We start from the raw sequence: 20,814 nt of genomic DNA, 5'->3' as shown, positions 1-20,814 counted from the left end.
GAAATTACCAATTTAGGGTTGACTTTAAAAATACAGTTAACTCCTGAGCAATTTCACCATGTTCTGATAATTCCGGATGGCCACCACAGCCTTTGTTCCAGCTTTTTGTGAAGAAATATTTGTACACCTGCTTATCACCTTTGGAGTGCACATAATCTACAACGCTAGTCAGATACTTTTGCTGCATGGTCTTTAACTCTTCATTAGCCATAGGACTAGTCAGACAGACGATACTTGCCTTGGGATATTTGCTTCGTATAGTATCCAGAAACGTCACATACGCACTACAAAAAGCGGCCGAATCCTGAATACCATCATTTTGCCCCAAGCAAACAGTAACTGCATCTGGCGTATAGTTTTTAAAATCCCAAATTCCAGCATTGGCTCGTTGGTTCACTTTATCAAATACCTGTGGCATAACAATATCCATATCACAACAACTGTGGATCAATCCGATACCAGAAACAGATGTCAGATGCCATTGTGCATTCAGTTCGCGTGCTGTTCGTGGACCATACGCCATATACGCATTGTGCTGATCATACCATTGGTTTTTATCACAAGGAATTTCAGATATATCACTACCCGTACCACAGGTGATAGAGTTCCCGATAAATTCCAATTTACGAACTGGCTTTGCAGGAAGAGGCAACACATTTTCACACAGGAATCCAATCAACTCCAGATACCCAATACCTGATTCCGTGTTTTTACAGATTGTTATAGTATGTATACCTTTTGAGAGATTCTCTGCTACACGAATCGTATCTGTCTTTTCTTTCATCTGCAATCGTATAGGAGTCTTGTCGTCAATCACAATAGTCAGATAATTATGATTATTTCCCCACAATACCTCATCGTTCAAAATAACATGACAAGTAGTCCCCTGAAACCGGGCTTTCACATACACTCCGGCAGCCCAGAACCTTGGCTTTGAGGGATCAGAAAAATCGATTCGTCCAGTATATTGTATATTGGCATTGTCTGCCCTGAAAAATTTCATTTTGGACTTTTTGGTGTTCTTCTGTGCAATACATATATTCACAAAAACAAGAGAAGCAAAAAATAAAATTCCGACAAAATTAGGTTTCATAAATAGAAATATTGTATAAATACTTTTAAACCAATATTCAATCCCGGTTTAATGAAATTACCGCCAAATATAGAGAATTCATAAAGGATGTTTTTATATCTGAATAAACCAGTGTCAGAAATAGATAAAAAAGCACAACTGTATTTCTGTATATTTCATCACAATGAATTTTACATTAGTGAATATAATTACCAGGCCCTTTTTCCTAACCAAACAAAACCAATGAAGAAAACAATTTTACTAACCCTATTGAGTGGAGCAATGGCATTTCAAGTGTCAGGCCAGACCTATAAAGGTCATGTTGAAAGTATGGCCGATCAGATTGAACAAAAAGTAGTCAGTTACCGTCGACACTTTCACCAAAATCCCGAATTAAGTAACCGGGAATTTAAAACATCAGAATTTGTTGCTGAAAAATTAAAGTCTCTAGGATTAGAGGTAAAAACAGGAGTAGCTAAAACAGGAGTAGTAGCTATTCTGAAAGGGGGAAAACCAGGTCCGGTGGTAGCATTGCGAGCCGATATGGACGGGCTACCCGTACCAGAAAGAGCACCTCTTGAATTTGCTTCAAAAGTAAAGTCAGAGTATAATGGGCAGGAAGTACCTGTCATGCATGCCTGCGGACACGATACTCATATGGCAATGTTGTTAGGAGCTGCAGAAATACTAACCAGTATGCGCAAAGACATCAAAGGCACCATAAAGTTTATTTTCCAGCCAGCAGAAGAAGGAGCACCACACGGTGAAGAAGGCGGAGCCAAACTGATGATAAAAGAAGGTGTCCTGGAAAATCCTAAAGTAGATGCCATCTTTGGTATTCATATCAATGCACAAACAGAAGTAGGTAAAATCAAATACCGCCCCGAAGGCACAATGGCAGCTGTAGACATTCTGAATATTACAGTGAAAGGTCGCCAATCACATGGAGCCTATCCATGGTTGGGTGTTGATCCGATTGTAGTTTCTTCTCAGATTATTATGGGGTTACAAACCATTGTGAGCCGTCAGATAGACCTGACCAACCAAGGGGCTGTTGTTACGATAGGCTCATTGCATAGTGGAGTACGCAGCAATATCATTCCGGAAGAAGCCAAGATGGAAGGAACTATACGTACGCTAGATGCCAATATGCAGAATTCCATTCATGAACGTATTACCCGCACAGCTACCAACATTGCAGAAAGTGCAGGAGCTACAGCAGTTGTAGATATCCATCGTGAATATCCAATCACTTTTAATGACAAAGAACTGACAGAAAAAACAGTTGCAAGTCTGGTTAAAGCAGCTGGTAAAGACAATGTTTCTTTAACCAAAGCAGTAACAGGTGCCGAAGACTTTTCTTTCTTTCAGGAAAAAGTCCCAGGTGTTTTCGTCTTTGTGGGAGGTATGCCTAAAGGTAAGAATGTGTTGGAAACAGGAGCACACCATACTCCGGATTTCTTTATTGACGAAAGTGGTATGAAAACAGGTGTGAAAGCCTATTGCTTTATGGCACTAGATTATATGGAGGCTAAAAAGTAAAGTAAAACCCAGTTCAGGCCTGAAAGTCTGAACTGGGTATCCGACTAATTCATTAAAAACACAAGTCCCCACGATATGTTAAACACATTTAGCTTTTGCTTAAATGAATAATTATCATCCTTAATATTTGCCGTACTGGTTATATAATCAATTCCTATCTTAAACTGGGTTTTGTCAGACATTTTTAGACGAATATTTGAACCCATATTCAATCCAAAACTAGCCTTAGATGAAGAAGATGTATAATACGAGTGGCTCTGATCAGGATAGGTAAGTGTAAAACTTGGGCGTTTGACAAATAAGAATCCACCCACACATTTAAAATCAATGTCAATATAACGGGTAGGTATAGTAATATAAGGTCCGGTCATCAAATACAATGTACGCCATGGCTTTGCATCTGAAACCTTGGGGTTTCCAGAAAAACCACTTACATACATATCGCCATCCAAAGCATTGGTAAAGCGTCCTGCAGTGAGTCCAAATCCTGCGTTATGACTTCCAAATACTACGCGTTCCAGCTGAATATTTAAACCAGTTAAAGCAAACCCATCTCTCTGGCTAACGGATGCGCTCTGACCAAACTTTCCTACACCACGACTAATACCCAGCCCTAAGGAAATATAACTTCTTTTATTTGCTTTCAGGCTATCTGTATGTTGCTGAGCAGCAAGTAAATGAGTAAATGAAATAGAAACCACAAGTAGTAAAAATATCTTTTTGCACATAAAAACGTTAAAAGCAGAGTGTGTTAATTGTTACTAATGATGTAGAAAACTTATAGCAAATTTACTGCCATACGGAAATATTGATTAAAATCATTTTAAAATTCTTTTAAAAAAGAACAGATTTACGAACCTTTGCCCTCCTAACAATTGAAGCATATGTCCACGTATCAGGCAGATATTATACAGGTCCATGACCTTCTGAAAAAATGGCTGCATGGCAGCACAGATGCCAAAGGAAATGAATGGCTGAAACAAAAAATTGTAACCTTGAGTGAACCTGTCACTCTTAAGGATTTTTATCTGGCGTTTGGTCTTGCCCCCCGTATGGTCGGCAAACTACCTTTACAACTCAGTCCGGAAGATTTAAGCATAGCACAGCAATTGCGAAAGGGCCTTACTCCTACTCAGTGGACTACCGAACAGGCAACCCGTATTTTAATCTTACTCATGCTTCCTCACGATAACAAAGAGGAATATATAAAAGCATTGGATCAGTTATTTACCACGGCAGAAGTAGGTGAACTTACAGCATTATATCTGGCACTTCCCCTACTCCCTCATCCGGAAGCATTACGTTTTCGGGCATCAGAAGGAGTACGAACCAATATGAGTGTCGTTTTTAATGCTCTAGCTCTGGATAATCCTTATCCTATGGAGTATATGGATGAAGCCGCCTGGAATCAGATGATACTTAAATCTGTGTTCATTGGTAGTCCATTGCATCGTATTCAGGGGTTAGATCAACGAGCCAATGCCACATTAGCCCGTATCCTTCGTGACTTTGTCCATGAACGTTGGGCAGCAGGACGTCCGGTTACACATGAAGTATGGCGGATCATTGCTCCTTTTGTAGATGATGCAGTATTGATAGATGTAGAACATCTGTTTGAAAAAGGAACAGAGACAGAACAACAAGCGGCAGTATTACTTTGTATGCAAGGCAATCATATTTCAGCCAAGTCGTTGGCACTATCCAAACGTCCGGATCTGGTTGAAAAAATCAAAAACCAAGAACTTACCTGGAGTACCTTACAATGAAACCAACTATCATCTGTCAATTATCACAGACCATAGTATTTATATATTCTATCATTATTCAAAAATAACCAAGATGGACGCACAAAATCTGATTTTCATAGATCCACATATTCATTGTATTTCACGCATTACAGATGACTACGAGGCATTGCGTGCCAATGGGGTAGTCGCAGTTATTGAGCCAGCATTCTGGCTGGGTCAACCTCGTACAGAGGCTGGCTCCTACAAAGACTATCTGAGTATGCTGGTAGGCTGGGAACGGTTTCGGGCAAGTCAGTTTGGAATCAAACATTATTGTACAGTAGGTTTAAACTCCAAAGAAGCTAATAACGAATACCTGGCTGAAGGTGTGATGGAATTACTGCCTTTGTTTGCTACCAAAGAAGGAGTAGTTGGTATTGGAGAAATCGGATATGATGATCAAACGCCTCTGGAAGACAAATACTATCGTCTTCAGTTGGAACTAGCCAAAGAACTGGATTTACCTGTACAGATTCACACTCCACACAGAGATAAAAAAGCAGGCACAGGCCGTAGTATGGATGTATGTATCGAGCATGGTCTTGATCCGTCAAAAGTCATTGTAGACCATAACAACGAAGAAACTGTAAAAGAAGTATTAGACAGAGGCTTCTGGGCAGCGTTCAGTATTTATCCTTCTACCAAAATGGGTAACGAACGTATGGTTGAGATCGTAAAAAAATATGGTTCTGAACGCATTATGATCAACAGTGCTGCAGATTGGGGTATTTCAGATCCGTTGGCAGTACCTAAAACAGCAGCATTGATGCTTGAAAGAGGCATTTCGATTGAACAAGTTAAGGATGTAACCTATAACAATGCACTGGCAGCCTTTGGGCAAAGTGGTCAAATGAAAGAAGAGGATTGGTTGCAGGACACAAACATTGATCAACGCGAACGTTTTAACGGAAACTCCGTACTACGTGGTGGTCGTGATCCACGTGTAGAAAAGCTATCTAATAATATCATTCGATAAGCGAAATACACCTTGCCATTTGGTTGAAAGATCTACAATTGCCTCTTCAACCAAATGGCAATACCTCTACTCTCTTTAATCCAGTAATTTTCCTCCTGGCAATTCCATTTCATCTTTGAGGTTTACTCCACTGATTTGTTTGATTTTCATTTGATTGAGTAAATAATAGATTTTCTCTGCAGCCAGAGGATAATGTAAGCCAGCAGGTCGGATATTAGAAATGCAGTTCCGGCTTTCATCTGTAAGCCCAGGTTTGGGCTGAAAAGTCAGATATGCACCCATACTATCCGGAGAAGAAAGTCCAGGACGTTCTCCAATCAGTATCAGGGTTATTTTTGATTTCTGCAGAAAACCTATTTCATCAGCAATAGCTACCCGCCCCTGTTCTACCAGACATACAGGAGCTAAAGTCCATCCCTTGTCTACTAATACAGGGATCAATAATGACAATAAAGGGACTACATGCTGATTAATAGCACTGGCAGAAAGACCATCCGCAATGACGATACTTAAATCATTTTCTGTAGTATTCCGTTCAATTAACTTTTGTTTGGATACAGCTGAAAGTTTTCGTCCCCAATCGGGTCGCTGCAGATATTGCTGCCTGTTTTGTGCCTGACTGGTAAGACATATACAGGTCTGAACCAATGGTTGAAGTTCTGGAATAAGCTGTTCTTTATTAAGTGAAGAATAAACAGCATCACGAGCCTGTGCATGGTCAGACTGAAAGGCTAGCAAGGCATCTGTAGGCAGGCTATGTCCTGTATGTCCTAAAGCAATACGCGCTGCTGTAAATTGACGCAATCCTTCCCATGGATCAGATATCACGGAACTCATTGTTAATTAACTATGGAATAAATGATGGAATATACTTATACTGTACCTAATTCAGCTAGTAGCTGGTGTCGGTGTGAAATAGTCTGCAGCTGCAGCTTCTCATCAAATATATTCATACGAATCAGCCAGTCTTCAAATTCCGGAGCAGGTCGCAACCCCAGAAGCTTACGAACATACAATGCATCGTGAAAGGAAGTACTCTGGTAATGCAACATCACATCATCTGCACCTGGTACACCCATAATATAATTGCAACCCGCAGTACCCATTAATGTCAGTAAGGTATCCATATCATCCTGGTCTGCCTCTGCATGATTGGTATAACAAATGTCGATTCCCATAGGCAATCCCAGAAGCTTTCCACAAAAATGATCTTCCAGCCCGGCACGCATAATTTGCTTGCCATCATATAAGTACTCAGGTCCAATAAAACCCACTACAGTATTTACCAGCAATGGATTAAAAGCTCTGGCAACAGCATAGGCCCGCGCCTCACAGGTTTGTTGATCTACCCCATGGTGAGCATTAGCTGACAGGCTACTCCCCTGTCCAGTTTCAAAATACATCACATTGGAGCCTACAGTTCCTCTGTTTAACGACAAAGCTGCTTCATACCCTTCCCGAAGCAGTGCCAGATTAACGCCAAAGGAAGTATTGGTTGCCTCTGTACCTCCAATAGACTGAAAGACCAAATCTACAGGAGCACCTTTTTCTATCGCCTGAATAGTAGTAGTGATATGACTTAATATACATGATTGCGTTGGAATAGCGAACTGCATTCGGATAGAGTCAATCATTTCCAGCAGTCGAATCACAGTAGGTATATTGTCTGTTGCTGGGTTAAGCCCAATTACTGCATCTCCATTACCATATAATAAGCCATCCAGAATGCTGGCTGCAATTCCTTTGTAATCGTCTGTGGGGTGGTTAGGCTGTAACCGGGTTGAGAAATGCCCTTTTAACCCTATGGTATTCCGAAATCTGGTAATTACCTCACACTTAGCAGATACAGTAATCAAATCCTGTACTCTCATTAATTTTGAAACAGCAGCCACCATCTCAGGAGTAAGTCCTGCAGTAAGGTTATTCAGGACATCGGTAGTCACCTGATCAGAAAGTAAATAATTGCGAAACTCCCCTACAGTCAGATGTTTTACAGACGAAAAAGCATTCATATCATGCGAATCCATGATGAGCCGGGTCACTTCGTCTTCTTCATATGGAATCACATGCTCTGTTAGAAAAGTAGATAAAGGCACATCAGCCAGAGCCATTTGCGCAGCTACACGTTCCTGAGCACTTTCTGCTGCAACTCCTGCCAGATAATCTCCGGATCTTGCTGGTGTTGCTTTAGCCAATAAAGTCTTCAGGTCTGGAAAATGATATGTGTAATTATGTATAGTTTGGTGGTAAGGCATAATCTGGATCAGACATTTTGGTAATTCAATCTATCAAATTCATTGTGGTTTTCCAAATCCTGTAACACTCAAAGTCTCCTAATACTGTTCACCAAGTATAGAATTAGTTCACCTAGAAATTCTGACAATTGACACAACTTTTTATGCACATCACTTTTAACTGATTTCATGAATAAAAAATTGAATGTAAGTTGCATCGTGTCATAAAAACACATTACATCAAGAGTACGTTTTTTATTTTAAGAGTCGTTATCTTCACCGTTTCAAAGTTATGGATTGTCCAAAATGTAAATCAGAAAACTTCATGAAAGATGGCTTTGTAGGAGGCCGCCAGCGTTTTCAATGCAAGACTTGTGGGTATCGTTACACTGTAAAGCAGAAATCTACTGCTAAACCAGTTGAAATGAAATTGCAAGCTATCAGAATGTATCAGGAAGGACTTGGCATGCGTGCGATTGCTCGTGTATTGCAGGTTAATCATGTCAGTGTGCAGAATTGGATTAAAAATTTAGATATGGATATTCTTTCAAGCCCTAGTTTGAAACAAGCTTAACTTACACCTATTTTTTATAGATGAAAACGATGTCCGGAACACTTGCGGGCATCGTTTTTTGTTATACAGGAGTTTCATTTGTACAAAAAATGAATACATACATATGGCAAAGTGCTATAATTTCCAGAACTTTACATTCGAAAGAATACAGTAATACCCATCTTCTTCATATGTGAAAAAAAAACGGGATTTATTGACCTACAGCCTTCTCTGGCGATTACTTAGCATAGCCATCCTGGCAGAAGGCATATATCTGGTGCTGGATCTAATTTTTAGTCTTCGGTATCGAAATTACCAGATACAATGGTTGTGGAACAGATATCTGTTGTATTTTGTCCTTGCAGCCTGTATTATTTTGGGTACCCACTATATCCAGAGACTTTTAAATATCCGTTTCCCCTGGGATAAATCTGTACGGATTCGTTTTCTGGTCCAATTTTTCAGTTATACACTCTGGGTTCTACTCCTATCTACAGTTATCCGTAATGGAATATTCAAGCGCATTATTTACTCTTCTTCCATGTTTATCAATCTGGACGATGAAATTATTATTAATAGCGTAGCTACCTTCATAGTATTGGCCATTGTATCTCTTGATCTGGGAATATTCCTTTTAAATAAATGGAGGTATTCTCTGGTACAAATCGAACGATTTAAGAAAGAAAACATTGAGTTTCATCTTGAAATGCTCAAAACTCAGGTTAACCCTCATTTTCTGTTTAATAATCTCAATACACTCTCTTCTCTGATTTATACCAATCAGGATACAGCAGCTGAATTTGTACGACAACTAGCGAAAGTATACCGCTATGTGCTGGAAAACCGAACAAAAGAACTGGTTACGCTTCAGGAAGAATTAACTTTTCTGCAATCGTATATTTATTTGATGGATTTACGATTTGGCAATAACCTTCGCATTCATACCCAACTGCCAGACTCTTTGCATACATATGCCATTGCTCCTCTTACCCTCCAGATGCTTATTGAAAATGCGATTAAACATAATATAGTCTCACAGAAAAAACCATTTGAAATTCGTATATTTCAGGAACAATCCTATCTGATCATACAAAACCCTTTGCAGCTAAAACCAGTTAAGGAATTTTCATCACAAATCGGACTAAAGAATATCCGAAGCAGATACCGCTTTATTACAGACCGGGCAGTCGAAATCATTGACGATGGAATTCATTTTACTGTAAAAATCCCTCTGCTGGAAGGCAACTATAGCTTTACAGAACAATCTGCTATATTATAACCTCTTGTAAAAGCGTTATACAACACTAGTAAGTTTGTTTTTATTATGATGCATTGATGTAGCAGATTTGTCTTATTTATAGAACAAATACAGCAAATCCAAGCTACTGTTCAATTTTTCACAAAAGCATTGTAAGTTTGCGACATTTAGCCAGTTATTGATTGTGATGAAAGTATTGATTATTGAAGATGAGCCTCTGGCTCAACAGGAACTGAAACGTTTGCTACAACGATGTCAACCTCAGACAGAGGTACTTGATTGCCTTGATTCTGTAGAAGATAGTGTAGCGTGGCTTCAACAGGGTATACAACCCGACCTGATATTTATGGATATTCGTCTTTCGGACGGATCTAGTTTTGAAATATTTGACCAGGTAGCAGTATCAGCACCTGTTATTTTTACAACAGCCTATAATGAATATGCACTACAAGCTTTCAAAGTAAACAGTATTGAATATCTGTTAAAACCCATCGAAGAAAAAGCATTACAGGCTGCATTGGAAAAGCTAAGCAGTTTAAAGAAACATTTTGCAGCAGCCAATACGCAGGTATCGATTCAGCAACTGAAACAATTATTAAAAATTGAAAAACCAGAATACAAAGATCGCTTTGTTATTACGGTTGGAGATAGAATACGTCACATTGCCAGCGACCAGATAGCTTATTTTTTTGCTGATGATAACACTGTATTTCTGGTTACGCTGGATCGAAAGAAATATGTAATTAACTTTACACTGGATGAACTCGAAGCTCTGATTGATCCAAAAGAATTTTATCGTGTCAGCCGAAAATATATGGCACACATTCAGGCTATTGTAGAGGTAAACCGATATTTCAACAGTCGGCTTAAAGTGACACTCACTGCCTGTGATGACGATGAGATACTAGTGAGTCGGGCACGTGTTCCTGGTTTTCTGGAATGGATGGGTGAATGACAAGTTTATGCCAATGCTGACTATATATCAAAATCACATGGAACGCTGGATTGCAAATAAAGCGGTATTACATATCAGGTATCTGGCTTTCCTATTGCTTATAATACTTTCAGGATGTCATCAGGTTACTATCATTGTAAAAAAAATTCCCCCCAATACACCTCCCGGCTCAGCTATCTTTATATCCGGCAATTTTAATTTCTGGGACCCAGGAGATAGGAATTATGCCTTAACACTAAATCCAAAAGACAGTACCTATTCTGTTGTATTACCCAAAGGTAGTGGGGCAATCGATTATAGATTCACCAGAGGAGATTGGACAACAGTAGAAGCAGATTTGTGTGGAAATTTGATAGAAAACCATCACTTACGTTACCAGAAAAGTGACACAATACAGTTAGAAATTCCGAGTTGGAAAGATCTGGGACCTACTCACTGTGATGAAGTAACCTTTATTCTCAACAAAATCCCTAAACAAACGCCGCCGGACGCCAAGTTGTATGTAGGGGGAAGTTTTAACAACTGGCAGGCTGCAGATCCACAGTTTCAACTGAAAAGAAATAACAAAGGACAGTATTACATCCGACTGCACAAATTGCTTACAGGAATTGAATACAAGTTTACACGAGGCAACTGGGAAGCAGATGAAGTCGATGAAGTGGGTAATCCTATATCTAACCACTCCTTTGTGTTTGGTAAACAGGACACAGTAATAGTTGATATTCCAGGTTGGAAAGATCAGCTTTCTTCTGTCCAGAATGGAGAATGGATTACATTACTCCTTACTGTGCCTAAGACCACACCAGATGGAGACAGAATCTTTGTCGCAGCCAATTTTAACAACTGGAATCCACATGATATGCGTTATGAAATGCGCTGGATCAGAAACTGGACGTATACCATCAATTTGCCACGCAAACGTAGTCACATCGAATACAAATTTACCCGTGGTGATTGGTCAACTGTAGAAACAGACAACTATGGCAACCCGCTGGAAAACAGACGATTTACCTATGGTAACATGGACACATTACGTTTGGATGTACAGGCATGGGAAGATCTGGTAAATGATAACTTATAAGAATGGGGCTATCATTCTCATAGCAAGTATTCTGGAGCAAATCTATACACTATGATAGATTTTTCATTCGGATCCTTTTCGTGCTCCTACTCTTCTTTCCAGAATTACATTTAGTCCTCCACTGATAACACCACCACCATTGAAGCCCATACCGGGAATGTATCGGGTGTCTTTCCTGGCATTGTTATAGAAAACTGTTCTTGCCTGAAAAGCCATATTCCATTTATCCCCCATAGGTACACGCCACAATATCCCTATCTCCACACCGGGAATGAATGATTGTAGTTCCGGCAAAGTAGTCAGTGTAGTATCACCATAGTATTCGCCTTTCATAAAGAAGGTAGCTTTATCACTATACAAGCTACCTACAGCCTTCACAGACCATACAAATCGGTTGCTGATGCGACTTTCAAAACCTGCTTTTAATGAAAAACCACTAGACCGATATTTCTCATCTGTACGATTAGTCCATGCAATATGGGTATATCCGGGCACAGCACTGAAGAACCACTTATGTGAGAGTGGAACGGTAAGGGAAGGTTCTAGAATCACAGCAGGTCTCAGATACATAGCCGATGTTACCATCTTGGATATATCAATACCTACCTTCACCGAAGAATGCATATCCTGAGCTATTCCGACTAATGGGAATAAACTTAGGATTGCCAATAAAATATAGCTACTTTTTCTTGTAAAGTGTAACAGCATAAATATTTTGGATAGGTCCCCAGTTTGATACATTATTACGATATTCAGCATAGCCATATGAAAAAGTAGTACGGCTAGCCCCATAGTAGCGGGAATCACCTACAACATGTGTGGTATCATTGCTCCCCGAGATAACATAATCTCCAGAAAAATCAGCACCATATCCGCAGCGATTTTCATCTCCTTTGTATGGTCCGAAATTACGATTATAACACAGAACTAGTGTATCAATAGTGCCATCTATTCCTTCAAAAATATAGGTAACACTATCTGCATGAAGTGATAAAGGCAGATAAGCCACTGTATCACTCATTACCACATCACCTTTGCCTCCCAAACCATAAATCCGTTTAAACTGGGCTGTCCCCTGATTAACATAGGGATCAGCAGGATCTTCAAATCGAACTACTGTTTTCATCACAGGTTCCTCATCTGGGGGACATTCGCTTCGACAATTGAAAAATAACAGTCCCACAACCAAAATTAGTAATAGTATATTGCGCATAAAAGGGCATTTTCACTCATGACACATGTTCATTAGAAACAGTTGCATACAAATCAAATAAAATCTACAGTTTACATAAACAACTTATATATGGAATTTCGTACTATTGTAATCAGAAGTAGCAACATATCAGCTGCTACAGAATTTTACAGTAAACTAGGACTTATTTTTGAGTATCATAAACATGGCAATGGAGCCTTTCATTATGCCTGTACACTCAAAAATATTACCTTTGAAATCTATCCCCTGCTAAAAGGTCAGACAACAGCAGATACCTCCACCCGTCTTGGCATTGCTATAGACAACTTTGATACAGTACTCACTACATTCTCTCCCGAACAAATCCTAAAAGCACCTCATCTAACCGAATGGGGTGAACTAGCCATTGTACAAGACCCGGATGGCAGAAAGATAGAAATTTACAGAACCTAATACATTTATAAACAAGACCTATGTTTACACGAATATACTGGATAGAAACTATTCATACAGGAAGCATTGGCATTATGCCCCGACCAAGAGGAAATGAAGATCTGGAAAGTGAAATTCTATATCTTGCCAAACAAGATGTGAAGATGTTGGTCTGCTTGCTTATGCCTTCAGAAATCAGAGAATTGGGCTTGCAAAAGGAAAAGGAATTATGTGAGAAGCATCAAATCTCATTTCTGCATTTTCCTATTCCCGATCGCTCTCTTCCAGATAGTTTGCAGCAAGTATATCAACTGATTGATCAGGTAGAGCAAACATGTCTTGAAGGCAAGAAAGTAGTTTTTCACTGTCGGGGTGGCATTGGTAGAGTGACACTTATGGCAGGAGCTATTCTGCGAAAAACAGGACTTACATCAGAAGACATAGTAAAGAAAATTAGTCAAATCAGAGGCCTTCAAGTACCTGACACTGTAGAACAGGCAGAATGGCTGAGAAGGTTTAAGTAGATACACTTAACCAACTATTTGTGAATACATTATATCTTAATACCTCACGCATCTCTGTGAAATAAAAAATCAATCCTGAATTTTTCATTTCTTTTAGTAAGTTTAGCTCCGGACAAAACTGGTACTACATAATTTATCCATACAACCTATGAACTTTCAATCTACTATTCTAATCATTCCTGGTTTGGGAAATTCAGGAGGACAACACTGGCAAACCCTTTGGGAAAAGCAATTCTCTGACTTTAAACGTATTGAGCAAAAAGACTGGGATACACCCGTTTGCAGTGACTGGATAAAAGTGATAGATGAAGTTGTAATGCAATATGATCTGACAAATGTTATTCTGGTTGGACATAGCCTGGCCTGTACCACCATTGCATCCTGGGCAAAACAGTACAACCGTAACATAAAAGGCGCCTTACTGATTGCCCCCAGTGATACAGAAGCACCTACCTATCCTGCTGGTACTACGGGGTTTACACCTATGACCTTATTCCATTTGCCATTTCCAAGTATTGTTGTTGCCAGTACCAATGACTATTATATTACGTTGGATCGAGCTACTCAATTTGCCGATGCATGGGGAAGCGAACTAATAGTGATTGGAGAAGCTGGGCATATAAATGTAGCAGCAGGCTTTGGCGAGTGGCGTGAAGGATTAGATATTCTGAAAAAACTCGACAATGGTCTTTAATTTGTCAAAAGATTCACCCAAACAACCTGACTATGAGTATACCCAATCCTGATTTTATGCGTGAAGCAATACAGCTTTCACTCAATACAATGCGTAATGGCAATGGAGGCCCTTTCGGAGCAGTAATTGTAAAAGACGGTCAGATTATAGCGAGAGGCTACAACCGTGTACTGGAAACCAACGATCCTACAGCCCATGCCGAAGTGGTAGCAATTCGGGAAGCCACACAAAGTCTGGGAACATTTGATTTGGAAGGATGTGAGATCTACACAAGCTGCGAACCCTGTCCGATGTGTCTGGGCGCTATCTACTGGTCGCATATCAGCAAAATGTACTATGCCAATACAAAAGCCGATGCGGCAGCTATCGGCTTTGATGATCACTTTATCTATGATGAACTGGATAGAGACCCTGCCCATCGCCGGCTACAAAGCCTTCCACTATTACGGGATGAGGCTATTCGTGCTTTTGAAGAATGGGCTACCAAAACAGATAAGCAACGCTATTAAAAGCTTTATTCCTCTTAAAACAAAGATTGTATACGGCGGCGTTTGATTACACGCTGCCCTTTTTCATTGACTTCAATCTCATGGGTAGCTCTGGGTTGTGGATTATTTTTCAAACCATCCAGCTGATTGTTTGTAATAAGCGTTTTTACAAAGTTCCTTGCACCATCTATCGCTTCAGGAGAGGCATTCCCTCCTTCAATCTGCGCTATCTTATTGTGATTATCCATTGATACCCAGAGTGTAACAGGAACAGTTGCATACAATGCATCTCCCTGATCATCTGCCACAGGTTCCAATGCATTGGCCTGTACCTCCAGTTTGCCATTATCCTGAATCACAGGAGTTCCCTGCAGATCGAATCCTTTATGAGAAAGTTCCTGACGTAAATGGGATTCAGCTACTAAACTATGTGCATTCATACCTTTAGTAAAGTATTGTTATCTGAAAAAAGAAATGCCCTTTACAGGGCATGTTCTATTTAACAAGTAAAACCACAATCTATACGAATCCTTCGTAAGATCACGCTACCGTTTTCTTCGCGTAATTCATGGGTATAGGTTTCGTGTGTATCAGGTGCGTTAGGGCGTGTTATCGCCATACCCCGATTTTTCTTATTTGTGATAGAATCTATTTTTAGCCGGCCTCTGCGTAACAGATCCTCTACAAAACTTTTGGCTGTATCCTCATGAGAAGGCATATCCAGTGACCCCATACTTAGTGCAGCTCCGGCTACCTCAAATCGACTGGTAGCTATTGCAGCATGCACTACGATTTCATCTACGCCCAAATCATACTCTTTTACAGACAAATTCATTTTAGGTAGCTCAGTAGCATCATTTTCATTTCCATCTGCCATACTTCTGGGCTCAGTGATGGAGGTAATGGTTGTAGTAGCAGGAGATAAAATACCATGACGCACAAAAGCGCTTCGCAATGCCTGTCCATAATTGATAGAAACAAACTGAAGGTTCGCAGCCTGGATCATATTGACAGCTATCTGGCTAAAGAATGCCGGAACCACAGCTGCATTTCGGATAGCAGTTACCAGAATTTTCCCCATATCCAAACTTACCTGCAACAAATTCTCTTCATCCTGATCTGTTCTCAGCTTAAACATGCCAGCTAATCCTTCAAAGAAAGCACCTGTAAATACACGTGAGAAAGAATGAGGTTCGGATGACAAGGTATTGGCTGGACCAGAAGAGGGAATGGTATTGGGATCACGATAGAAAAACGAATTAACAGCGTTGCGCAAACAATCGGCGTCTACAGCAGTTGGAAAGTCCTGGCGAATAGCCCAACCCAGTTGTTCTGCCATCCGAGACAAACGAGAAGACCGATACAAATTACCCTCCGTTTCACCCAATACCGCAATGCGTAGACTTTGTAATTGCAAGGCACACAAAATAGAACTTATATCCCCAAACGATTCATGAAAAGCACCAGCTTCAATGCTGGCAGCATCCCATAACTGAGGTTTAATTGCATCCAATACAGCGTGTCCCTGTTCATGGCAAACAACATCCGGACTCTCACAGGAAAATACGGTACGTCCGGCAACAGTAGCATGGAAGAACTTCAATCCGACCCGGTCATAGTAGGCATTCAGATCAACACCAAAGTCCAGATCAATAGGCAATGTCTTTCCCATCTGCCAGGTTATACCAGGCAATAGTTTTCCCCAATAGTCAGATCCCCGACGCAAAGCACTGGCCGTATTCCAGTATCGGAATCCAGCAGTACCCGGTGGATACACCTTAGCTGAAGGAGCCTGTCCATGAATAATGGTAGGCAAAGGTTTGGAAGATAACTTAGGGGCATTTAACTGAATCAATTGTCCTCCATTGGGCTGATTTCCCGAACCGGGGTCTTGTGTCCACGCGGAGATCTGATGAGAGAGAAGATGTTCACCTTTCTGAGGCAGTACTTCTTCTGAAACTTCTTTTTCCTGGGATAGCATAAAATGACAGGTTTAAAGATGTGTGTTATAGTGGAAATAATAAGTTTTATGGCAGCAGAAAAAATCATACTGTGCCATCACCCTATTGCAACCAGTTCTAAACCGAGTCTTTGCCGACAAGCTGGTAGATACTCATCAAATGTATTAAACAAACACCTGACAATCAATACTTTTTCATAGAATAATCAGATAACGGACTATACTGAAATAGTAGTATGTAACACATCTGAAATATTGCTTGTATGAGAATAAAACTGCTTATGATAAACAGAACATAGTAATATATGCCATATCAAATTTACTCTCTGTTTTAATCTTAGCCCTCTTAAAATGACACCAGACAAAATGTAAAGAAAATTTTACATTTTGTCTTTTAAAATTTGTTTTATGTAAAATAAACTTTACATTTATCCAACTATACTTTACTAACTTATTCTATACTATGAACACACGATTTTTATTTCCGCATTCTTTTAAACTGGTGGGCTGGATATTACTGATCCCTCCTTTGGTTTTATTTGTATTGATGAATGTGTTTCATCTTGAAATTCCTACAATAGGCTTTCCTGTTTTATCACTCATTGAATACGAAGATGCTCATAAAACTACTTTTTTTAACCTGATCTATAAGGATGCATTAAATGATGAGATTATGGCTGCTACCTTTATTATAGGAGCTATGCTGGTGGCATTTTCAAAGGAAAAGATTGAGGATGAGTTTATTTCCAAACTTCGTCTGGAATCCCTTTTGTGGGCCACCTATATTAATTATGCGCTTCTGCTTCTTTCCTTTTTATTTATTTATGGGGCGACATTCTTTGATGTGATGATATGGAATATGTTCACCCTTCTGATCATTTTCCTGTTACGATACCATATTATCCTTTACTTTAGCGCCAAAGTCTCCTATCATGAAAAATAACCTAAAAGTAGAAAGAGCTATTAAAAACTTCACGCAAGAAGATTTAGCGAAGCAGGTAGGAGTAAGTCGTCAGACAATAAATGCGATAGAACTGAATAAATATATTCCTTCTACTACGCTGGCTCTAAAAATTGCCAGAACCTTTGAGAAGAAAATTGAAGATATTTTCTTTCTGGAAGAAACAGATTAACCTATAATGAGGCGAAAAGGTGTATCCTAAATACACCTTTTTTATTCTTTAGATTGAAGTTTATGTATAGTATAGCCTTTCTGATATCTCTGTATAACTTCAATTGCTCTTAACACTATACAATGCCTCTTTACAGCTTACCTTTCGTATTCCTGCTTATTGTACTCCTATCCTGTACCACTGGATCAGAACATTCTACTCATCTCTGTTCTGATTCAATACCCTCACCTATCCAGTCTTTACCAATTGTAAATACAGGGGGTTTCTTTCTGGACGACTGGCAACCCAAAACTTTTACAACACCATCGTATGTGCCATCAGATATACCGACTACAACCAATCAGACTGTAACAGTGGATGCGTCTGAAATCATTACCCGGATTCCGTTGTCTTTGTTTGGGGTGAATAGTGGCTGGTGGAATAATGCCCTCGACCCTGGTATATTAAGAAGCGTTCGGTCTCTACATCCACACATCATACGGTTTCCAGGTGGAAGTTCATCCAATCTTTATTTCTGGAATGCCAGTAAAACCAATCCACCACAGGATATACCTGCCCATCTACCAGAAACGAAGGGAATGCTTAAACATACTTATGTGTATGGTCAAAGTTCAGATGTATGGGCACTCACTCTTGACAAATACTATACCTTATTGCAAAAAGCCCAGGCAGAAGGTATGATTACCGTTAATTATTCCTATGCACGATATGGAACCTCTAGTAATCCGGTTGCTACAGCAGCACATCTGGCAGCAGAATGGGTAAGACATGACAATGGCCGTACTAAATACTGGGAGATTGGCAATGAAAATTATGGAAACTGGGAAGCTGGTTATCTGATTGATACTACTGTCAATCGGGATGGTCAACCCCAACTACAAACAGGAGCACTGTATGGCAAGCATTTTCGGGTATTTGCAGATTCCATGCAGAAAGCAGCAAGAGAAACAGGCCACCGCATTTATATTGGGGCAGTGATCTATCCAGAACCAGCTACTGAACACTGGCAAACAAAAACTACCCGAACCTGGAATAAAGAAGTATTGAAAGAAGCAGAAGACAAATCGGATTTTTATATTGTGCACCATTACTTTACTCCAATGAAAGATCTGGATGCCTCAACTATACTAACTACAGCCAGAACATCTCCTGAAAAAATCATGCAGTTTGTCACCCAGGGTCTTCATCGCAATAACAGGAAAATAAAGCCACTAGCCCTTAGTGAGTGGAATATGTTTGCCAAAGGCAGGAAACAATCTGTGTCGAACGTAAGTGGGCTATTCGCAGCTATTGTTATGGGTGAAATAATTAAAAACCGTTATGGAATGGCAGCTTACTGGGCATTAACGAATGAAGATCTGGGATTGCTTAGTAGTGAACAGAAATCTGGTATACCACTATGGGCACCACAGCCTGCATTCTATTATATGTATTTTTTTGAGAGAATGTTAGGAGACCAATTGCTAAAGAGTACGGTTAGTCATAAAGATCCCCTACAAGTATATGCATCTTCTTTTACATCAGGCGAAATCAATGTCAACCTGATCAATACATTTGCTACATCACAACCTGTAGAAGTGAAAATCAATCACTATCCTGTTGGTTCACGTTTCTACTGGTATAGTCTGGCAGGTGGAACAGATCATAAGGATTTTTCCAGACAAGTATTTGTTAATGGAAAAGGACCTAAAGGTCCAATAAGTGGACCGGTCAGCTATCAAACACTGCCAGCCCAATCAACAGAAACGACTCAGGGTATTAAGGTAATAGTTCCTGCTTATGGTGCTGTTTTTTTAGTTGTTGATAGAAAGTAGTTTCTAAGAATAATTTCTAATTTATCTATCCTTTCTGTTTGACCTTTTTGAACAACTTTTTCTACGCAAATAGGGTACGCAGTCCTCTCCTTTCTTTATAGGATTCACACAGACACTGTTTGAGATGGTCTAGTAAAGTGAGACAGAAAACTTGCTTAATTTAGCAAGTATGAACGTTAAAAAACACAAAAAGCCTCGTCGCAAATATGACCAAGAGTTTAAGTTGGAAGTGTTGAAAATGCTAGAGTCTGGTCAAAGTGTCACCCATATTTCTCGTTCTTTGGGGATTGGGGAAAATCTAATCTACCGCTGGAAAAAACAACAAGACCAATTAGGTCAGAATCACTCTTTTCAGCTTAGTGAAGAAAATTCGGAGCACCATGTACAGAAAATTCTGGCAGAAAATGAGGCATTAAAAAAACAACTCAAACGAGTAGAAATGGAGCGTGAGATTTTAAAAAAAGCTATCTCCATTTTCAGCCAGACCGAATAGAATGTTTTCAATTGATTCAAATCTTAGAAAAGAGCTATCCAGTTGAATTACTTTGTGAGTTGTTTCAGGTAAGTCGAGCTACCTATTATCGGTATCAAAAAAGACTTACTATTCACACAACACCAATCGAAGAATCAATCTTGGAACAACAACTAACACAAGTATTTTTCGATCATAAAAGACGATATGGAACACGAAGAATCCAAGCTGAATTGAAGGCGCAAGGAATTCAAGTCGGTAGATGGAAAATACGCAAATGGCTCAGAACAGAAGGATTACAAGCGATTCAGCCTAAAAGTTTTGTGCCAAGGACAACCGATTCGGCTCATGGAAAACGCAATTCGCCTAATCTACTCCTGGATTTGAATGGTAAAAGAATTTTTCAGGCTCAAGCAATCAATCAGGTTAATGTCTACCGCATGGGCTGGTAGGAGATTTAACCTATTTACCCCTTTGTGATGGTTCGTTTCTGTATTTAAATATTTGGATCTGCGACAGAGCCTGCATCTGGATTTATTTTCCAGGAAGGTTGTTGGCTGGCAGTTACAAGAAAACATGGAGGAAAGTTTGGTAATTGAATCATTAAAAAAAGCAATAATGAATCGAAACCCAGGCCCTGGATTAAT

General features: G+C 39.7%; 24 protein-coding genes. 16 read left to right on the top strand and 8 right to left on the bottom strand.

The window, feature by feature from the left end; all coding sequences use genetic code 11:
- Nucleotides 1–4 precede the first annotated feature (4 nt).
- On the bottom strand, nt 5–1,003 hold the full coding sequence (locus QNI15_RS23770) for an SGNH/GDSL hydrolase family protein (RefSeq protein ID WP_314000544.1): 999 nt from the start codon (nt 1,001–1,003) through the stop codon (nt 5–7).
- A gap of 312 nt (nt 1,004–1,315) precedes the next feature.
- On the opposite strand from QNI15_RS23770, the gene QNI15_RS23765 reads away from it, so the two are divergent.
- Nucleotides 1,316–2,614 (top strand): amidohydrolase, encoded by a 1,299-nt coding sequence (locus tag QNI15_RS23765; RefSeq protein ID WP_390902211.1) that lies wholly within the window; start codon nt 1,316–1,318, stop codon nt 2,612–2,614.
- A gap of 44 nt (nt 2,615–2,658) precedes the next feature.
- Here the strand turns inward: QNI15_RS23765 and QNI15_RS23760 are convergent, their stop codons facing one another.
- Nucleotides 2,659–3,342: a hypothetical protein gene (locus QNI15_RS23760; RefSeq protein ID WP_314000545.1), complete on the bottom strand. Its 684-nt coding sequence runs from the start codon at nt 3,340–3,342 to the stop codon at nt 2,659–2,661.
- A gap of 156 nt (nt 3,343–3,498) precedes the next feature.
- Between QNI15_RS23760 and QNI15_RS23755 the strand changes: the two genes are divergently transcribed.
- Nucleotides 3,499–4,380, top strand: coding sequence for an EboA domain-containing protein (locus QNI15_RS23755; RefSeq protein WP_313984897.1), 882 nt, complete (start codon nt 3,499–3,501; stop codon nt 4,378–4,380).
- Between the two features lie 73 nt (nt 4,381–4,453).
- Complete coding sequence (locus QNI15_RS23750; RefSeq protein ID WP_314033975.1) at nt 4,454–5,377, top strand: TatD family hydrolase; 924 nt, start codon at nt 4,454–4,456, stop codon at nt 5,375–5,377.
- 75 nt (nt 5,378–5,452) lie between these two features.
- Here the strand turns inward: QNI15_RS23750 and eutC are convergent, their stop codons facing one another.
- Together eutC and QNI15_RS23740 are read right to left on the bottom strand one after the other, a co-directional pair.
- Entirely contained in the window at nt 5,453–6,214 is a 762-nt protein-coding gene (gene eutC, locus QNI15_RS23745; RefSeq protein WP_314000547.1) for an ethanolamine ammonia-lyase subunit EutC, read from the bottom strand.
- A 35-nt stretch (nt 6,215–6,249) separates the two neighbouring features.
- The gene (locus tag QNI15_RS23740; RefSeq protein ID WP_314033973.1) at nt 6,250–7,632 is read right to left on the bottom strand and encodes an ethanolamine ammonia-lyase subunit EutB; all 1,383 of its coding nucleotides are present in this window, start codon (nt 7,630–7,632) and stop codon (nt 6,250–6,252) included.
- Nucleotides 7,633–7,903: 271 nt separating this feature from the next.
- On the opposite strand from QNI15_RS23740, the gene QNI15_RS23735 reads away from it, so the two are divergent.
- From QNI15_RS23735 to QNI15_RS23720, 4 genes are all read left to right on the top strand, one after another.
- On the top strand, nt 7,904–8,185 hold the full coding sequence (locus QNI15_RS23735; protein WP_314000551.1) for a transposase-like zinc-binding domain-containing protein: 282 nt from the start codon (nt 7,904–7,906) through the stop codon (nt 8,183–8,185).
- A gap of 172 nt (nt 8,186–8,357) precedes the next feature.
- Entirely contained in the window at nt 8,358–9,443 is a 1,086-nt protein-coding gene (locus QNI15_RS23730) for a sensor histidine kinase (protein ID WP_314033971.1), read from the top strand.
- A gap of 166 nt (nt 9,444–9,609) precedes the next feature.
- Nucleotides 9,610–10,377: a LytR/AlgR family response regulator transcription factor gene (locus QNI15_RS23725; protein ID WP_314000555.1), complete on the top strand. Its 768-nt coding sequence runs from the start codon at nt 9,610–9,612 to the stop codon at nt 10,375–10,377.
- Between the two features lie 37 nt (nt 10,378–10,414).
- Nucleotides 10,415–11,458, top strand: coding sequence for a hypothetical protein (locus tag QNI15_RS23720; protein ID WP_314033969.1), 1,044 nt, complete (start codon nt 10,415–10,417; stop codon nt 11,456–11,458).
- Nucleotides 11,459–11,521: 63 nt separating this feature from the next.
- Here QNI15_RS23720 and QNI15_RS23715 read toward each other — a convergent pair whose 3' ends face one another.
- On the bottom strand, nt 11,522–12,127 hold the full coding sequence (locus QNI15_RS23715; protein ID WP_314033967.1) for a hypothetical protein: 606 nt from the start codon (nt 12,125–12,127) through the stop codon (nt 11,522–11,524).
- 10 nt (nt 12,128–12,137) lie between these two features.
- Complete coding sequence (locus QNI15_RS23710) at nt 12,138–12,584, bottom strand: hypothetical protein (RefSeq protein ID WP_314033965.1); 447 nt, start codon at nt 12,582–12,584, stop codon at nt 12,138–12,140.
- A gap of 177 nt (nt 12,585–12,761) precedes the next feature.
- Between QNI15_RS23710 and QNI15_RS23705 the strand changes: the two genes are divergently transcribed.
- The 4 genes from QNI15_RS23705 to QNI15_RS23690 all read left to right on the top strand — a co-directional run bounded on the left by QNI15_RS23705 (nt 12,762) and on the right by QNI15_RS23690 (nt 14,809).
- Nucleotides 12,762–13,103 (top strand): VOC family protein, encoded by a 342-nt coding sequence (locus QNI15_RS23705; RefSeq protein ID WP_314033963.1) that lies wholly within the window; start codon nt 12,762–12,764, stop codon nt 13,101–13,103.
- A 20-nt stretch (nt 13,104–13,123) separates the two neighbouring features.
- Complete coding sequence (locus QNI15_RS23700; RefSeq protein ID WP_314033961.1) at nt 13,124–13,606, top strand: protein-tyrosine phosphatase family protein; 483 nt, start codon at nt 13,124–13,126, stop codon at nt 13,604–13,606.
- Nucleotides 13,607–13,754: 148 nt separating this feature from the next.
- Nucleotides 13,755–14,300 carry an RBBP9/YdeN family alpha/beta hydrolase gene (locus QNI15_RS23695; protein ID WP_314033959.1) on the top strand — a complete coding sequence of 182 codons (546 nt, stop codon included), beginning with the start codon at nt 13,755–13,757 and terminating at the stop codon, nt 14,298–14,300.
- Nucleotides 14,301–14,332: 32 nt separating this feature from the next.
- Complete coding sequence (locus QNI15_RS23690; RefSeq protein WP_314033956.1) at nt 14,333–14,809, top strand: nucleoside deaminase; 477 nt, start codon at nt 14,333–14,335, stop codon at nt 14,807–14,809.
- Between the two features lie 14 nt (nt 14,810–14,823).
- On the opposite strand, the gene QNI15_RS23685 is transcribed toward QNI15_RS23690, so the two are convergent.
- Both QNI15_RS23685 and QNI15_RS23680 read right to left on the bottom strand, forming a co-directional pair.
- Nucleotides 14,824–15,228 (bottom strand): hypothetical protein, encoded by a 405-nt coding sequence (locus QNI15_RS23685; RefSeq protein WP_314033955.1) that lies wholly within the window; start codon nt 15,226–15,228, stop codon nt 14,824–14,826.
- Nucleotides 15,229–15,287: 59 nt separating this feature from the next.
- Nucleotides 15,288–16,769 carry a hypothetical protein gene (locus tag QNI15_RS23680; protein ID WP_314033953.1) on the bottom strand — a complete coding sequence of 494 codons (1,482 nt, stop codon included), beginning with the start codon at nt 16,767–16,769 and terminating at the stop codon, nt 15,288–15,290.
- 442 nt (nt 16,770–17,211) lie between these two features.
- Here QNI15_RS23680 and QNI15_RS23675 point away from each other — a divergent pair, with 442 nt between their 5' ends.
- The 5 genes from QNI15_RS23675 (at nt 17,212) to QNI15_RS23655 (ending at nt 20,619) form a co-directional block, all read left to right on the top strand.
- Nucleotides 17,212–17,691: a hypothetical protein gene (locus tag QNI15_RS23675; protein WP_314033951.1), complete on the top strand. Its 480-nt coding sequence runs from the start codon at nt 17,212–17,214 to the stop codon at nt 17,689–17,691.
- Nucleotides 17,681–17,881, top strand: a complete 201-nt coding sequence (locus tag QNI15_RS23670; RefSeq protein WP_336620940.1) for a helix-turn-helix transcriptional regulator — start codon at nt 17,681–17,683, stop codon at nt 17,879–17,881. The genes QNI15_RS23675 and QNI15_RS23670 overlap by 11 nt, the downstream gene beginning before the upstream one ends.
- 122 nt (nt 17,882–18,003) lie before the next feature.
- The gene (locus QNI15_RS23665; RefSeq protein WP_314033949.1) at nt 18,004–19,695 is read left to right on the top strand and encodes a hypothetical protein; all 1,692 of its coding nucleotides are present in this window, start codon (nt 18,004–18,006) and stop codon (nt 19,693–19,695) included.
- Between the two features lie 169 nt (nt 19,696–19,864).
- Nucleotides 19,865–20,188, top strand: coding sequence for a transposase (locus tag QNI15_RS23660; RefSeq protein ID WP_314033947.1), 324 nt, complete (start codon nt 19,865–19,867; stop codon nt 20,186–20,188).
- Between the two features lie 11 nt (nt 20,189–20,199).
- Nucleotides 20,200–20,619 carry an IS3 family transposase gene (locus QNI15_RS23655; RefSeq protein ID WP_314033945.1) on the top strand — a complete coding sequence of 140 codons (420 nt, stop codon included), beginning with the start codon at nt 20,200–20,202 and terminating at the stop codon, nt 20,617–20,619.
- Nucleotides 20,620–20,814: the final 195 nt, after the last annotated feature.

Origin of the sequence: Xanthocytophaga flava, assembly GCF_030068545.1 — a bacterium.
Lineage (GTDB): Bacteria > Bacteroidota > Bacteroidia > Cytophagales > 172606-1 > Xanthocytophaga > Xanthocytophaga flava.
Note: the sequence above shows the minus strand (reverse complement) of the source record. Positions and strands in the feature narration are given on the sequence as shown.